This is a genomic window from Streptomyces dangxiongensis (assembly GCF_003675325.1).
Lineage (GTDB): Bacteria > Actinomycetota > Actinomycetes > Streptomycetales > Streptomycetaceae > Streptomyces > Streptomyces dangxiongensis.
On record NZ_CP033073.1, the window covers coordinates 2,959,804 to 2,974,504 of the forward strand.

Annotated in this window: 14 protein-coding genes; 7 read left to right on the forward strand and 7 right to left on the reverse strand. The window is 72.0% G+C overall.

Annotated elements, in window-relative coordinates:
- Positions 1 to 105: 105 nt before the first annotated feature.
- The 3 genes from D9753_RS36530 (at position 106) to D9753_RS13015 (ending at position 3,350) form a co-directional block, all read left to right on the forward strand.
- Positions 106 to 561, forward strand: coding sequence for a hypothetical protein (locus D9753_RS36530; protein WP_163010694.1), 456 nt, complete (start codon positions 106 to 108; stop codon positions 559 to 561).
- Positions 562 to 1,114: 553 nt separating this feature from the next.
- Entirely contained in the window at positions 1,115 to 1,684 is a 570-nt protein-coding gene (locus tag D9753_RS13010; RefSeq protein WP_121787177.1) for a lamin tail domain-containing protein, read from the forward strand.
- A 325-nt stretch (positions 1,685 to 2,009) separates the two neighbouring features.
- The gene (locus tag D9753_RS13015; RefSeq protein ID WP_121787178.1) at positions 2,010 to 3,350 is read left to right on the forward strand and encodes a M14 family metallopeptidase; all 1,341 of its coding nucleotides are present in this window, start codon (positions 2,010 to 2,012) and stop codon (positions 3,348 to 3,350) included.
- A gap of 3 nt (positions 3,351 to 3,353) precedes the next feature.
- On the opposite strand, the gene D9753_RS13020 is transcribed toward D9753_RS13015, so the two are convergent.
- From D9753_RS13020 to D9753_RS13040, 5 genes are all read right to left on the reverse strand, one after another.
- Positions 3,354 to 4,001, reverse strand: a complete 648-nt coding sequence (locus D9753_RS13020) for a hypothetical protein (protein WP_121787179.1) — start codon at positions 3,999 to 4,001, stop codon at positions 3,354 to 3,356.
- A gap of 37 nt (positions 4,002 to 4,038) precedes the next feature.
- Positions 4,039 to 5,517 carry a GntP family permease gene (locus tag D9753_RS13025; RefSeq protein ID WP_121787180.1) on the reverse strand — a complete coding sequence of 493 codons (1,479 nt, stop codon included), beginning with the start codon at positions 5,515 to 5,517 and terminating at the stop codon, positions 4,039 to 4,041.
- A 115-nt stretch (positions 5,518 to 5,632) separates the two neighbouring features.
- A complete protein-coding gene (locus D9753_RS13030; protein WP_121787181.1) occupies positions 5,633 to 6,043 on the reverse strand; it encodes a RidA family protein in 411 nt (136 codons plus the stop codon).
- Positions 6,040 to 6,804, reverse strand: a complete 765-nt coding sequence (locus tag D9753_RS13035; protein ID WP_121787182.1) for an IclR family transcriptional regulator — start codon at positions 6,802 to 6,804, stop codon at positions 6,040 to 6,042. The genes D9753_RS13030 and D9753_RS13035 overlap by 4 nt, the downstream gene beginning before the upstream one ends.
- Complete coding sequence (locus D9753_RS13040; RefSeq protein WP_276209461.1) at positions 6,801 to 7,802, reverse strand: sugar kinase; 1,002 nt, start codon at positions 7,800 to 7,802, stop codon at positions 6,801 to 6,803. Before D9753_RS13040 ends, D9753_RS13035 begins: the two co-directional genes overlap by 4 nt.
- 179 nt (positions 7,803 to 7,981) lie before the next feature.
- Here D9753_RS13040 and D9753_RS13045 point away from each other — a divergent pair, with 179 nt between their 5' ends.
- Both D9753_RS13045 and D9753_RS13050 read left to right on the forward strand, forming a co-directional pair.
- Positions 7,982 to 9,277: an alanine racemase gene (locus D9753_RS13045; RefSeq protein ID WP_121787183.1), complete on the forward strand. Its 1,296-nt coding sequence runs from the start codon at positions 7,982 to 7,984 to the stop codon at positions 9,275 to 9,277.
- Positions 9,278 to 9,288: 11 nt separating this feature from the next.
- Positions 9,289 to 10,899, forward strand: coding sequence for an N-acyl-D-amino-acid deacylase family protein (locus D9753_RS13050; protein ID WP_121787184.1), 1,611 nt, complete (start codon positions 9,289 to 9,291; stop codon positions 10,897 to 10,899).
- A 17-nt stretch (positions 10,900 to 10,916) separates the two neighbouring features.
- On the opposite strand, the gene D9753_RS13055 is transcribed toward D9753_RS13050, so the two are convergent.
- Positions 10,917 to 11,804 carry a S1 family peptidase gene (locus tag D9753_RS13055; protein ID WP_121787185.1) on the reverse strand — a complete coding sequence of 296 codons (888 nt, stop codon included), beginning with the start codon at positions 11,802 to 11,804 and terminating at the stop codon, positions 10,917 to 10,919.
- Positions 11,805 to 12,025: 221 nt separating this feature from the next.
- Entirely contained in the window at positions 12,026 to 12,781 is a 756-nt protein-coding gene (locus D9753_RS13060; protein WP_121787186.1) for a hypothetical protein, read from the reverse strand.
- 125 nt (positions 12,782 to 12,906) lie between these two features.
- On the opposite strand from D9753_RS13060, the gene D9753_RS13065 reads away from it, so the two are divergent.
- A complete protein-coding gene (locus D9753_RS13065) occupies positions 12,907 to 14,118 on the forward strand; it encodes a pyridoxal phosphate-dependent aminotransferase (protein WP_121787187.1) in 1,212 nt (403 codons plus the stop codon).
- 114 nt (positions 14,119 to 14,232) lie between these two features.
- Positions 14,233 to 14,652 (forward strand): SCO4983 family protein, encoded by a 420-nt coding sequence (locus D9753_RS13070; protein ID WP_121787188.1) that lies wholly within the window; start codon positions 14,233 to 14,235, stop codon positions 14,650 to 14,652.
- Positions 14,653 to 14,701 lie beyond the last annotated feature (49 nt).

A 14,701-nucleotide genomic window follows, 5' to 3' on the forward strand; every position in this document is an offset into this window, starting at 1 on the left:
GGTTGGGATTACGGGGCGAGCATGGTCAGGAAGAATGACCCCGAGGCGGCCAAGCAGGCATACTACGAGGTGCTGGCTCACCTGCCGCACACTTAGGGAGATGTGATGGAAATCGAGAATCAGTACGTGAAGGCATGGCGGAAAAGCCATGAGTGTAAAATTGTGAGCCCCAGAGAGGTAATGCAACTGTTTGACTACCTCAACACTCTATCGTGGGGGACTAGTCAGATCGATTGGGCAGATACACCGGGCCTTCACATCCCTTTCGAAGAAGGGGATCCTCAACCGGAGTGGGTCGACAATTTTTCTAGCACTCCACTCGGGCGTCACAAATTCATCATGGTCGCCTACGCCCCGGACAAAGAAGCACTTCTGGGCGATAGGGACGAAGTACTGGCCGATCTGGACTTGCTTTATGTCGGCGCACCCGGGGCAAGATATTTCTGCGGCGCCGACCTGGATCAAGACCGCCTCATTCTGTCAGTCGAAGATTTCGCGGAATTTTCCGATCGTGGCGTAACTGTGCACCTTCCGGACCAGTCCACCCTCCAACAGCAATGAGCCACGGCAGGAGCGAAGCGGGCGGATCTCAGATTTAGTGAAACGCGGGCCCGCGCGTCGTCCCGGTGGACGCGGGTTCCACTGCTCCGGTACGGATCGGGTCTAGTCCGTGGGGCATGCCGCTCACGCCAGGTGAAGTACCGGCGCCCGTTCGGGGGCGGTTGCTGCGGTTGGACGCCTTCCGCATCGGCGGACCTTCGCCGGTGGCACCCCCTCTGCTGAGCCCAGGTCTTCGGCCGGCCCTCTTCTGGTTTGCCTGACGTCGCATCACCCGCCCCCGCTGTTACCCACTTTCGGGTGAGGGGTGTCGCGGCGTGTTCTCGAGTTGGGCGCTCAGTGGCAATGGGGTGCATACATGGACATTGCAGCCGTGAGTCACAGATGCGTGCCCGGATTGTAACGGTGGTCCGGGTCTGCGTCGTCGTCCCCGCATGCCGCTGCATGGTGTGGATGTGCGGCCGACCGGCCGCCACCCGTACACCGCACTTCGCCGCCGCACGCGCCCTGGGCCGTCGCCGGCGGGGTGTGTACAACCCTTGCGAAGGGGGACTTCGTGTCCGTTTCCGTTTCCGTCACCGCCCGCCGTGTCGCTGCCGCCGCCCTGGCGGCGACCGCCGTCGTGGGTGCGGTGGCACTGCCGGCCTCGGCCGCCGACCGTGACCACGGCCGCTCGTACCGCACCGAGGTGGTCATCAGCGGCGTGCAGCACCCGTCGACCCGTCACGACCGCTTCGAGCGTCCCCTGAACCGGGAGTGGGTGGAGCTGACCAACGAGAGCCGCCGAGGCGTGAACCTCGACGGGTGGACGCTGTCCGACGAGGACGGCCACACCTACACCTTCCGGCACTACCGGCTGGGAGGCGAGGCGACCGTCCGCGTGCACACCGGTTTCGGCCGGGACAACCGGAACGACCTCTACCAGGACCGCCGCCATTCCGTGTGGGGCGACGACCACGACACCGCGACCCTCCGCAACGACCGCGGCCGATTCATCGACTCCATCTCCTGGGGCGACGGCGACCGCGACCGCCGTGGCCACCGCGACGGCGACCGCGACCGCCGTGGCCACCGCGACGGCGACCGCGACCACCGCGACGGCGGACGGCGTGGCGGGCGTCACTGATCCTCACCCGTCCGTGCGGCGGTGAGCACTGACCTCGCCCACCGGCAGCGCGCCCTTCCCCCCCGGGGAGCGGCGCGCTGTCCGCGTGCCCGCGGCGCGCGTCGGCGGGGTCGGCCGGTTCGCGGTGCCCCCGGCCGCACGAGCCGTGCGCGTACTTGACCCAGGCATGCCAACGCCTCACCATGAGCGCCAGCCCGCACAGCGGACTCACAGCAATGCCTCACGGCGGGTCCGCATCAGCACGTCGCACTGGCGCACCCCCAGCTCCCCAGCTCCACCCCCACTTCCGGCGATCCCGGAACCCCTGGAGACCCAAGGAGAGTTCATGCGACTTCGTATCCGCGGCTCCGGCGCGCGCGGCGGCAGACGTACCGCCGCCCTCGGCGCCCTGCTGGCCCTGGCCCTCGCCGCCCCGGTCTCGGCCACCGTCGGCCGGGCCAGTGCCGACAGTGTCCACCGGGCCGCTCCCTCCGACGACGACATCCGGCAGTACGAGATCCACCGGAGCACGACTCCCGTGACCCGTACGGCCATTCAGGCGACCGGGGTCACCGTCGACGAGGCCGACGAGGAGACCGTCGTCGTCTCCGGGCGGGCGGAGCAGATCCGGCGGCTGCGCCGGCTGGGCTACGACGTCCAGCCCCTGGGCGCCGCCCCGCAGCGGGCCGGAGCCCGGCTGTACGACTTCCCGAGCGCCGACTCGAAGTACCACAACTTCGCCGAGATGAACGCCGAGATCGACCAGCGGCTCGCCGCCTACCCGGGCATCATGAGCCGGCGGGTGATCGGGAAGTCGTACCAGGGGCGGGACATCGTCGCCATCAAGGTCAGTGACAACGTCGGTACCGACGAGGACGAGCCCGAGGTGTTGTTCACCGCCCACCAGCACGCGCGGGAGCACCTGACCGTGGAGATGGCGCTGTACCTGCTGCGCGAGCTGGGCGCGGGGTACGGGACCGACTCCCGGATCACGAACCTCGTCAACAGCCGGGAGATATGGATCGTCCCGGATCTGAACCCGGACGGGGGCGAGTACGACATCGCCAGCGGGTCCTACCGGTCCTGGCGGAAGAACCGGCAGCCCAACTCCGGTTCCTCGTACGTCGGTACGGACCTCAACCGGAACTGGGACTACAAGTGGGGCTGCTGCGGCGGTTCGTCCGGGTCGACGTCCTCGGAGACCTACCGCGGGTCCGCCGCCGAGTCCGCGCCCGAGGTGCGGGTCGTCGCCGACTTCGTGCGCAGCCGGGTCGTCGGCGGACGGCAGCAGATCAGGGCCGGCATCGACTTCCACACCTACAGCGAACTGGTGCTGTGGCCGTTCGGGTACACGTACGCGGACACGGCGTCCGGGATGACCGCGGACGACGCCGCCGCGTACAAGGCCGTGGGGGAGAAGATGGCGGCGAGCAACGGGTACACGCCGGAGCAGTCCAGTGACCTGTACATCACCGACGGGTCGATCGACGACTATCTGTGGGGTACGCAGAAGATCTTCGACTACACCTTCGAGATGTATCCGGCGTCCGGTGGAGGCGGGTTCTACCCGCCCGACGAGGTGATCGAGCGGGAGACCTCCCGGAACAAGGACGCCGTGTTGCAGCTACTGGAGAACGCGGACTGCATGTACCGGGCCATCGGCAAGGCGGCCCAGTACTGCGGTTAGCGGCTAGGCCTCCTCGAAGTAGGCGTCGAGCACCGCGTCCAGTGCCGACTCCCACTCCGTGAAGCGCGCCCTGGCCGCCGCCTCGATCTCGATCGGGTACCAGCGGCGGTCAGGGGTGTGCACGGTGATCGTGAAGCGCTTGCCGAAGCGGGGCGACTCCGTCTCCACCGCGGCGATCTCCTCCCAGGAGAACTCGCAGGCCTCCTCGTCCAGGCGGAGGCGGACCCCCCGGTGGTCGGCGACGATCCGGGCGCGGCGGTCGGAGGCCTCGAACACCGGCCCCTCGGACGCTTCGTCGTCCGCCGGACCGGATGACGGCGAGGCGTCCGACCGAGGGTCCGACGAGAGGTCCGCGTCCCCGGCCGGCGCCGCTGCCGCCGGGGTAATGGCCGTGTCGGCCGTCGTCCTCCCGGCGGCTGGGTCGTCCGCCACGGGATCGTCCGACGCCGGATCCTCGGCCGCCGGCTTCCCGGCCGCCGGTCCCTTCGCTCCCGGACCCTTCGTCACCGGACCCGTGGGCGGCGGGCCCGTGAGGCCCGGGATGAAGGCGGGGTCGAAACCGGCGCCCGTCACGGGCTCGACCTTCAACGGCTCGGCGTCCAACGGCTCGCCCTCCGACGGCTTGCTGCTCGCTCCTGTGCGCTGCTCCACGGCGGCAGTATGGACGACTTCCCTGTGCCGTAACCAGTCAGACCACGAATACGCTGACCACACCGGCCACCGCGAACCCCGCCACCGACAGCACCGACTCCAGAACCGTCCATGTCCGCAGGGTGTCGCGTTCGCTGATGCCGAAGTACTTCGCCACCATCCAGAAGCCGCCGTCGTTGACGTGCGAGGCGAAGATGGACCCGGCGGAGATCGCCATGATGACGAGGGCGGTGAAGGCCTGGGAGTGGTGGTCCGCCGACAGCAGGGGTGCCACGATTCCCGCCGTCGTCACGATGGCCACCGTCGCCGAGCCCTGGGCGACCCGCAGCACGAGCGAGACCAGGTAGGAGAGGGCGATCACCGGCAGTCCCACGTCGTGGAAGGTGTCCGAGAGGGCCTGCGCGACCCCGCTGGCCTTCAGTACGGCGCCGAAGACCCCGCCGGCGCCGACCACCAGCAGGATGTTGCCGACGGGCTTCAGGGACGACGTCGCCACCGCCTCCAGGGACGTGCGGGACCAGCCGCGCCGGATGCCGAGGAGGTAGCAGGCCAGGAGCAGGGCGACGGTCAGGGCGACGAAGGGGTTGCCGGCGAACTCCAGCACCGAGCGGCCGGGGGACGGGTCCAGGGCGATGGAGGAGAAGGTCGCGGCGAGGATCAGCAGCAGGGGCGTGCCGATGACGGCGAGGACCGTGCCGAGCGGCACCGGCCGCTCCTGCGGGGCCACGCCCTGGGCACGCTGTCCGGCCAGGACGGTACGTTTCGCCTCCTCCGCCGCGTCGGCCATGTCCTGCGGTACGGCGACGTGGATCCGCTGCCCGATCCAGGCGGCGTACGCCCAGGCCGCCAGGACGGCGGGGAGGCCGCAGACGGCGCCCATGAGGATGATCCAGCCGAGCTGGACGTGGAGCAGTCCGGCGGCGGCGACCGGGCCGGGGTGCGGCGGCAGGAAGGCGTGGGTCATGGACAGGCCGGCGAGGAGCGGCAGGCAGTAGAGCAGGACCGACCTGCCCGAGCGCCTGGCGGCGGCGTAGACGATCGGGGCCAGGACGAAGATGCCGACGTCGAAGAAGACGGGGATGCCGAAGAGCAGGCCCGTCAGGCCCATGGCGAGGGGGGCGCGGCGTTCGCCGAACAGGCCCAGGAGGCGGCCGGCGAGCACCTCCGCGCCGCCGCTGACCTCCAGGATCGCACCGAGCATCGTGCCGAGGCCGATGATGATCGCGACGTGGCCGAGGATGCCGCCCATGCCGGACTCGATGGTCGATACGGCGTCGGAACGCTGGACCGTGCCGAAGAGTTCGGTGACCGAGAGGCCGGCCAGCAGGCCGACGGTTATGGACACGGCGAGGAGGGCGACGAACGGCTGGAGCCTGACCTTGATGATCAGCAGCAGGAGCAGGGCGATGCCGAGGGCGGCGACCGTGAGCAGGCCGGGGGTGCCGTCGACGAGGAGGAGCAGGCCCCCGGTGTGGGGTGGGGTGGCGGGTGCCGGTGCGGTGAGCGGAACGGACATACGGGGGTCCTCTTCGTGAAGGCATGCTGCTTTCGGGCAGGGGGGAGCGCGGCACGGCGCCCCGGAGGGTGCCGTGCCGTGCGGGACGTGCGGGAGGTGAGGGGGCGTCAGGGGCTCAGCCGAGGACGGCCAGTGCGTCGATCTCGATGAGCAGGCCGGCGGGCAGGCCGACGTAGACCGTCGTGCGGGCGGCGGGCGGCTGGGTGAGGCCCTGCTCCGCGAAGTAGGCGTTGTAGATCTCGTTCATCTCGGCGAAGTGGCCGACGTCGGTGAGGTAGACGCGGATCATCATGACGTCGTCCCAGCTCGCGCCGCCCTCTTGGAGGATCGCCCGTACGTTGGCGAGGGTCTGGAGGGTCTGCTCGCGCAGGGTGGGGCCCGCCGGTGTCGGGGGCCGGCCCTCCTCGGTGGGCAGGAAGCCGACCTGGCCGGCGACCTGGAGGATGTTGCCCTTCCTGACGCCGTGCGAGAACGCGGCGGGCGGGGCGGTGTGGGTCTTCGGGGTGAGCGCGGTCTTCTCGGTCATGCGGGGCTGCCCTTCACTGGCGTTCTTCCGGAGTACTCGCCGCTGATCGCCTCCGCGGTACGGCGCACCTGCGGGAGCAGGGTGAGGAGTTCGTCGGCGGTGACGACGACGTTGGGCGCGGAGACCGACATGGCGGCGACGACGCGTCCGTCGGCGCCGCGGATCGGTGCGGCGACGCAGTTGATGGACTCCTCGTGGCCACCGAGGTCGGTGGCCCAGCCCTGTTCGCGTACCTGCTCCAACTCGCGCAGGAACGCCGCGGCGTCGGGGGTGGAGCGGGAGGTGTACAGGGGGTAGTCGAGCTTGTCCGCGAGGGCGCGGCGCTCGGGTTCGGGGAGGTCGGCGAGGAGCAGCTTGGCCACGGCGGCGACCGTGATGGCGACGGGCTTGCCGATCCGCGAGTACATGCGGACCGGATAGCGGCTGTCGACCTTGTCGATGTACAGGACCTCGTTCTCCTCGTACACGGCGAGGTGGACGGTGTGTCCGCAACTCTCGTTCAGGCGCGCGAGGTGCGGGTGGGCGATCTCGCGGACGTCGAGGTTCTCCATCGCCTCCTGTGCGAGGGCGAAGAGGCGGGCGCCGAGGCGGTAGCGCTGGTCGGACTGGCGGTAGACCATGCCGTGCTCGTGCAGGGTGCGCAGGAGACGCAGCGCCGTGGACTTGTGGACGCCCAGGCGGTCGGCGACCTGCCCGAGGTCTGCGGGGCCCTCGGCGAGCAGCGGCAGGATGCTCAGGGCGCGGTCGACGGTCTGACTCATGGGGTGTTCGCCTCCTCCGGGGCCCGGTCGGCCTGTGTCCAGCCGGGGCCGAGTCGAAGTCTCCCCCATGCGTCGTCGTCCAGGGCGGCGAGGCGGTCGGCGTGGCCGCGGGCGGGGGGTGTGGCGAGGTCGCCGGGGGTGGTGAGGGCGGCGGCGGCCATCAGGTGGCCGTGGCGGAGGCGGTCGCGGACGGGGAGTCCGCGCAGGGTGGCGGAGAGGAAGCCTGCGGCGAAGGCGTCCCCGGCGCCGGTGGGCGCGACGACGCTCGTGTGCGGGGCCCGTTCGAAGGCGGGCCCGCCGTCGAACGCCGTCGCTCCCCCCGCCCCCTGCTTGACGACCAGCACCGCCGGCTCGGGCAGGGCCTCGCGGATCGCCGCCGGTCCCCCGGTGACGCCCCAGGCCTGCTCCGCCTCGTCCTCCCCCACGAAGGCGAGGTCGGCCCCGCGGGCCAGCTCCAGGAGGGCCGCCGGGTCGGTTCCCGCGAGGCCCGGGCGGTGGTTGAGGTCGAAGGAGAGCAGGGGGCGGCCGGGGCCGGGGGCCGTCAGCGCGCGCATCAGCGCCAGGCAGTCGGCGGACAGTGCGGCCGTGATGCCCGACAGGTGCAGCACGCGCCCCGCCCGGACGGCCGCCAGGTTCACGTTCCCGGTGCTCATCGCGGAGGCGGCCGAGCCCTCCCGGTAGTACGCCACCTCGTGGGCGCCCGTTCCGCGGTCGCCGGCGGTGCGGAAGTACACGCCGGTGGGCCGGCGGGTGTCCCGGCGTACGGCGGAGACGTCGACCCCGTGTCCGGCGATCCGCTCCACCAGGTGGTCGCCGAAGCCGTCGGCGCCGACCCGGCCGACCCAGCGCGCCGTGTGGCCGAACGCGGCCAGCGCGCAGGCCACGTTGGACTCGGCGCCGCCGATGGCCCGGTCGAAGGAGGGCACGTCGGCGAGGCGGCCGGGCCGGCTGGGCAGGAAGGTGACCATGGACTCGCCGAGCGTCACCACGTCGACGATGTTCCACGGTTGCGCAACGGCCGAGGCGTAAGCAGCGTCGTCGATGATGACTCCTGTCGATTGCCGGGTGACGGTCTTCCGTTGACCCGGTGTTCGGCGAGATGCTAGACACCAGTCAGCACTGTATGCAATGGCTGTTGCACATATTGCAATGATGCACGGACCGAGGAAGGGGCTCCATGAGCACCGAAGCGCTCGCCCGCCTGGCCGGGGAACGGCTCGCCCGTCTGTCCGCGGAGCGTGTCGACCACCGCTTCAAGGGCCTTCCGCCGGACGCCGACGGCCTGACCGTCGGCGAACTGACGGCCCAGCGCCGCAATCTGTTCCGGGTGGACGACGGCTTCACCACCCCCGTGCTCGCGCTGTCCGCCGAGCGCCTCGCGCACAACCTCGCGCTGATGGAGACGTACACCGCCCGGCACGGCCTGGCGTTCGCCCCGCACGGCAAGACATCCATGGCTCCGCAGCTCTTCCACCGCCAGCTCGCCCACGGCGCCTGGGGGATCACGCTGGCCGTCCCCCACCAGGTGCGGGTCGCCCGTGCGTTCGGCGTCCGGCGGGTCTTCCTCGCCAACGAGCTGGTGGACGCCTCCGCGCTGCGCTGGATCGCCGCCGAGCTGGCCGCCGACCCGGAGTTCCGGTTCGTCTGCTACGTCGACTCCGTGCGCGGGGTGGAGCTGATGGACGCGGCGCTGCGGGGCGCGGCCCGTCCGGTGGACGTGGTGGTGGAGCTGGGCGCGGGCGAGGGGGCCCGGACCGGTGTGCGGACCGGGGCGGAGGCCGCGGCGGTCGCCGACGCGGTGGCCGGCACCGGCACGCTGCGGCTCGTCGGCGTGGCGGGGTACGAGGCCCAGGTGCCGGACGCCTCCCCGGAGCGGGTGCGGCAGTGGCTGGAGCGGCTGGTGGGCCTCGCGGTGGAGTTCGACCGGGCCGGGCGCTTCGCCGGGGCGGACACCGTCGTGGTGAGCGCCGGCGGCAGCGAGTGGTTCGACGCGGTCGCCGATGTCTTCGCCACCGTCCCCGCGCTCTCCCTGCCGGTGCTGCGGCTGCTGCGCTCCGGCGCCTACGTCTCGCACGACGACGTGCACTACGACCGGCTGACGCCGTTCAACCGGGTGCCCGAGGAGGGCGCGCTGGAGCCCGCGTTCCGGCTGTGGGCCCAGGTGGTGTCCCGGCCGTCGCCCACGGAGGCGTTCGTCAACGCGGGCAAGCGCGACGCCGCCCACGACCTCGACCTGCCGGTGGCCCACGTGGTACGCCGGGACGGTACCGAGCGTCCGGCGGCCGGCATCGAGGTGAGCGCCCTGTCCGACCAGCACCTGTGGCTGCGCACCGCGCCCGGCGCGGACGTCCGGGTCGGGGACTGGATCGGCTTCGGGCTGTCCCACCCGTGCACGGTCTTCGACAAGTGGCAGCTCATCCCGGTGGCCGAGGCCGACGGCACGGTCGTCGACTACGTCCGCACGTTCTTCTAGGAGGCCCCCGCGTGGAGGATCTGGTCATCCGCGACGCCGACGTCGTCGACGGCAGCGGCGCGGACTCCTACCGCGCCGACGTCGTGGTCGACGCCGGCCGGATCGTCTCGATCGTGAAGGAGGCCGCCGCGGCGGGCTGCCAGCGGCCGGGGGCCGTGCGGGAGCTGGACGCCGAGGGCCTGGTCCTCTCCCCCGGCTTCATCGACATGCACGCCCACTCCGACCTGGCCCTGCTGCGCGACCCCGACCACAGCGCGAAGGCCGCGCAGGGGGTCACGCTGGAGGTGATCGGCCAGGACGGGCTGTCGTACGCGCCGGTGGACGACCGCACCCTGGCCGAGGTGCGCCGGGCGATCACCGGCTGGAACGGGTACGGCGACGACATCGACTTCGACTGGCGGTCGGTGGGCGAGTACCTCGACCGGCTGGACCGCGGCATCGCCGTGAACGCGGCCTACCTCGTCCCGCAGGGCACGGTCCGGGCCCTCGTCGTCGGCTGGGAGGACCGCGCGGCCACCCCCGGGGAACTGGACCGGATGCGGCGGCTGGTGGCCGAGGGGCTGGAGCAGGGCGCGGTCGGGCTGTCCTCCGGCCTGACCTACACCCCCGGCATGTACGCCCCGGACGGCGAACTGACCGAGCTGTGCCGGGTGGTGGCGGCGTACGGCGGCTACTACTGCCCCCACCACCGCTCCTACGGCGCCGGCGCCCTGGCGGCCTACGCCGAGATGATCGCCCTGACCCGGGAGGCCGGCTGCCCGCTGCACCTGGCCCACGCGACGATGAACTTCGGCGTGAACCGGGGCCGGGCGCCCGAGCTGCTGGCCCTGCTCGACCGGGCCCTGGACGAGGGCGCCGACATCACGCTGGACACCTACCCCTACACCCCCGGCTGCACCACCCTGGCCGCGCTGCTGCCGGGCTGGGCGAGCGAGGGCGGCCCGCGGGAGGTCCTGGCCCGGCTCGCCGATCCGGCGGCGGCCGAGCGCATCCGGCACGACCTGGAGGTCACCGGCTCCGACGGCTGCCACGGCGTGCCCGTGGAGTGGGAGACGGTCGAGATCTCCGGGGTCACCGACCCGGCGCTGGGCGATCTCGTGGGCCGCACGGTGCGGCAGGCGGCGGACCTGCGCGGCGAGACGCCCTGGGCCACGGCCCGCGAACTGCTGCTGCGGGACCGGCTGGGTACGACGGTCCTCCAGCACGTGGGCCACGAGGAGAACGTCCGCGCGATCATGCGGCACCGGGCGCACACCGGCGGTTCCGACGGCATCCTGCGGGGCAGCAAGCCGCACCCGCGCGCGTACGGCACCTTCCCGCGCTATCTCGGGCACTACGTGCGGGAGTCGGGCGTGCTGACGCTGGAGGAGTGCGTGGCCCGGCTCACCGGGCGGCCCGCGGCCCGGCTGCGGCTGCCCGACCGGGGGCTGGTGCGCGAGGGGTACCGGGCCGACCTGGTGCTGTTCGACCCGGGGGCGGTCGCGCCGGGCGCAACCTTCGCCGAGCCGCGCCGGCTGCCCGAGGGCATCCCGTACGTCCTGGTCGACGGCCGGTTCGTCATCGAGGACGGCAGGCGGACGGACGTGCTGGCGGGGCGGGCGGTCCGCCGTACTCCGGTGTGACCGCCCGCCGCCGGTGGCTACGGCTTGGGCAGCGTGCAGCCGGACGCGCTCAGGTTGAGCTTGTTGCCCGTCGTGAAGCAGGCCGGGATGTTGTAGATCTCCTCGGCGTAGTTGATGCCCTGGCGGACGGTGACGTTGCCGTTCGCGTCCACCTCGCACGGGTTGTTCTCCGTGCAGCGCTCACCGTCCTCGTTGCCGGTGTTGTTCACGGCGACGACCTTGCCGGTGGCGGTGTCGATGACCGGGGAGCCGGAGGTGCCGCCGATGGTGTTGCAGGCCGAGGTGTAACGGACCGAGTCCTTCCAGGTCCAGTCGCCCTCCTTCAGGCGGTACACGAACCCGTCGATGTTGCAACTGTAGATGCGCTTCCAGTAGCCGGAGACCACCTTGATGGCGGTGCCGGCGACCGGGTGCGTGTCCTGCACGGTGAGCGGGCTGATGCCGTACGAACTCCGGATCGCCGCGTACGTGGTGGTGGTCCGGTAGATCGTGACGTCGGTGTCCGTCATGGTCGAGTAGACGACCTGGTTGGCGCGGAGCGTGGCGACCTTGGTGCCGGCGGAGTTCAGCAGCCCGAAGGTACGGCTGGAGGACTGACCGGTGATGACCTCGCCCGGCGCCGGGAAGCCGGTCTCCAGGCAGTGACCGTTGGTCAGCACGAGGGCCGGGTCGGTGTCGGCGGAGTTGGGGAAGCGGATGACGGAGCCGGAGCAGTTGCTGAGCGAGACGGTGCCGGCGAAGTTGACGGTCACCGCGGCGGCCTTGGCGGAGTGCGGGGCGGCGGCCTGCGCGGCGGCGTGCGGGGCCGTGGTGTGCGGTGCGGCGGACGGGGCCGCGATCGCCGGTGTCGCGCCCAGCCCGGCTATCGCCAGGGAGGAGAGCGCGGCAAGGAGAGGCTTGTTCATGTGGGGGTCCCCTCTTACGACTTGGGCGACCGGAGGTCCTCCGGTCGCCCATCGATTGTCATGCGCATTCTCAGGCGCCGGCGGGCTCGGGGACAAGGAGCCGCGTCAGGTCATAGGGGTTTCCCTGTGCGCGAGGTCGACTTTCGGACCGTGGCCGGTTCCAGGGCACACCCGGCGTCCAACCACCGGTGCGGGCACCGGCGTTGACGCGTCCGCCCGGGTCAGCGCGGCCGTCTCGGCCATCTGTGGCCGTGGCCCCGGCCGTACGGACCGCTGGACCCGGACGCCGTCGGGCCGGCGGTCGGGGCCGTGGACACAGGGCCGGCCGGGACCGTCGCCGGGGCCGTGGTCGTGGTCGTGGTCGTGGCGGCCGGGCTGCCGTCCGGCCCGGCCGGCCCACTCGGCCCGCCGGGGGTGACGCCCGGGGCCGTACCGCCGGCGGGGCGGGCGGCGGCCGGGCGGGAGGGCGCGGCCACGGCGGACCCCGCGGCGGCGGCCGGGACCGTGGTGACCGGGGCCGTGGCGGCCGGTGCCGTCGCGGCCGGGGCGGGCGTGTCCGTGCCGCCGCCGTCGGTGGCACGGGCACCGCCCGCGACCCGTCCGCCGTCCACGGGACGCGGTCCGGCCGGGGCGTGGGAACCGGTCAGAACGGCGATCACCACGACAGCTCCGGCCACCCCGAGGGCCCCGGCGACCACGGCCACCCGGCGGCGGTCACTCCCGCGCCGCCGCGCCCGGCGGCGCCCGGCCCGGCCCCCGCCCGGCCCGTCCGGCGCGGCTTCCGCCGGCACCGTGGGCAGCTCGCGCGTGCCGCCGTACGCGTCCTGCCAGCCGTGCGCCGCGGCCGGGTCGGCGTACTCCTCGTAGGCCGGGGCCGGGGCCGGCCGCGGGTGGTAGACGTTCGGCCGGACTCCCGGCGCGCCGCCCGCTCCCCGCGGGTCGTGCGCCCCCGCCTCGCGCTCCCGTTCCGTGGACATGTCAGCGGATTCTAGAGACGCAAGTGACTCCTGAGACAACCAACGGCGATATCCGGGCAAAGCCCGGTGTCTCGCGTGGTGGAAAACACGACCCACGAGGCGTTACCGCGCCGTAAGCTCGCGGCATGCAGGTGATCCAGTCGACGAAGCTCGCCAACGTCTGTTACGAGATCCGGGGGCCGGTTCTCGAGGAGGCCATGCGGCTGGAGGCGGCGGGCCACCGCATCCTCAAGCTCAACACCGGCAACCCGGCGGCGTTCGGCTTCGAGTGCCCCCCGGAGATCCTCGAGGACATCCTCCGCAACGTCTCCACCGCGCACGGCTACGGCGACGCCAAGGGCCTGCTCGCCGCCCGCCGCGCGGTCGTCATGCACAACCAGACCATCGGCATCGAGACGGACGTCGAGCACGTCTTCATCGGCAACGGGGTCTCCGAGCTGATCGTGATGGCGATGCAGGGCCTGCTGGACGACGGCGACGAGGTCCTCGTACCCGCCCCGGACTACCCCCTGTGGACCGCGGCCGTCTCCCTCTCCGGCGGCACGGCCGTGCACTACCGCTGCGACGAGCAGGCGGACTGGATGCCCGACCTCGCCGACATCGAGCGCAAGGTCACCGACCGCACCAAGGCGCTCGTCATCATCAACCCGAACAACCCCACGGGCGCGGTGTACGACGAGGCGATGCTCAAGGGCCTGACCGACATCGCGCGGCGGCACAACCTGCTGGTCTGCTCCGACGAGATCTACGACCGGATCCTCTACGACGGCGCCACGCACACCCCGACCGCGAAGGTCGCCCCCGACCTGCTCACCCTGACCTTCAACGGCATGTCGAAGGCCTACCGGGTGGCGGGCTACCGCGTCGGCTGGATGTCCATCTCCGGCCCGCGCGCGCACGCCGACTCCTACATCGAGGGTCTGACGATCCTGGCGAACATGCGGCTGTGCGCCAACATGCCGGGCCAGCACGGGGTGGTCGCCGCGCTCGGCGGACGGCAGACGATCAACGACCTGGTGCTGCCGGGCGGGCGGCTGCGGGAGCAGATGGACACCGCCTACGAGCTGCTGACGCAGATCCCGGGTGTGAGCTGCGTACGGCCCAGGGGTGCGCTGTACCTGTTCCCGCGCCTGGACCCGCGGGTCTTCAAGGTCAAGGACGACCGGCAACTGGTCCTGGACCTGCTGCGGCAGGAGAAGATCATGGTCGTGCAGGGTTCGGGCTTCAACTGGCCCGAACCGGACCACTTCCGGGTGGTGACCCTGCCGACGGTCGCCGACCTGCGGGACGCCGTGACCAGGATCGGCACCTTCCTGGACGGCTACAGCCAGCCGTAGCCGGCCGCCGTCGCGGACGGAGGGACAGCGGAGGACCGCATTCCGTGACCCGGCTCAACTTTAGACGAAATCCAAGCTAGGATGGTTTCCTGTCAGAGCACAGGAGGCCGTCCCATGTACGAACCGATCCGCACCAAGTCGGTCCACACCACGACGGCCGGCACCGCCTCCGGCTTCCCGCACCGCTCGCGCGAGGAGGAGCTGGACATCCAGCTCGCCGGCCACCTCTCGGCACTGCTCGCCGTCACCGACGAGCTGCGTGCACTGGCCCCGTCCGCCGACCTGGACACGGCCGCGGAGCGGCTCGCGGTGCAGGTGACCCGGCTGCGGGGCGGGCGTACGCCCCTGCGGGCGGCGCCGGCCGCGGGGGGCGACCCGCGCGCGCTGCACCGGCGGGCCCACACGCTCGCCGCACGCGCGCTCCTCGTCGCCGCCTCGCGCGCGGACACGGCCGCGGCGATCCTCACGGCGGAGCGGATGGACGCACACGGCGCCGCACTGTCCGGGCCGCAGGAACTCAGCACCACCCGCTGACCCCCTGCCCGGCTCCCCCGATCGGCCCCGGTCCGCGTGCACCCGCAGC

Excerpts from the sequence above, each read along its gene's own strand:
- D9753_RS36530 (WP_163010694.1), top strand. The coding sequence starts at position 106 with ATGGAAATCGAGAATCAGTACGTGAAGGCATGGCGGAAAAGCCATGAG.
- D9753_RS13015 (WP_121787178.1), top strand. The coding sequence starts at position 2,010 with ATGCGACTTCGTATCCGCGGCTCCGGCGCGCGCGGCGGCAGACGTACC.
- D9753_RS13025 (WP_121787180.1), bottom strand. The coding sequence starts at position 5,517 with ATGTCCGTTCCGCTCACCGCACCGGCACCCGCCACCCCACCCCACACC.
- D9753_RS13030 (WP_121787181.1), bottom strand. The coding sequence starts at position 6,043 with ATGACCGAGAAGACCGCGCTCACCCCGAAGACCCACACCGCCCCGCCC.
- D9753_RS13035 (WP_121787182.1), bottom strand. The coding sequence starts at position 6,804 with ATGAGTCAGACCGTCGACCGCGCCCTGAGCATCCTGCCGCTGCTCGCC.
- D9753_RS13045 (WP_121787183.1), top strand. The coding sequence starts at position 7,982 with ATGAGCACCGAAGCGCTCGCCCGCCTGGCCGGGGAACGGCTCGCCCGT.
- D9753_RS13055 (WP_121787185.1), bottom strand. The coding sequence starts at position 11,804 with ATGAACAAGCCTCTCCTTGCCGCGCTCTCCTCCCTGGCGATAGCCGGG.
- D9753_RS13060 (WP_121787186.1), bottom strand. The coding sequence starts at position 12,781 with ATGTCCACGGAACGGGAGCGCGAGGCGGGGGCGCACGACCCGCGGGGA.
- D9753_RS13065 (WP_121787187.1), top strand. The coding sequence starts at position 12,907 with ATGCAGGTGATCCAGTCGACGAAGCTCGCCAACGTCTGTTACGAGATC.
- D9753_RS13070 (WP_121787188.1), top strand. The coding sequence starts at position 14,233 with ATGTACGAACCGATCCGCACCAAGTCGGTCCACACCACGACGGCCGGC.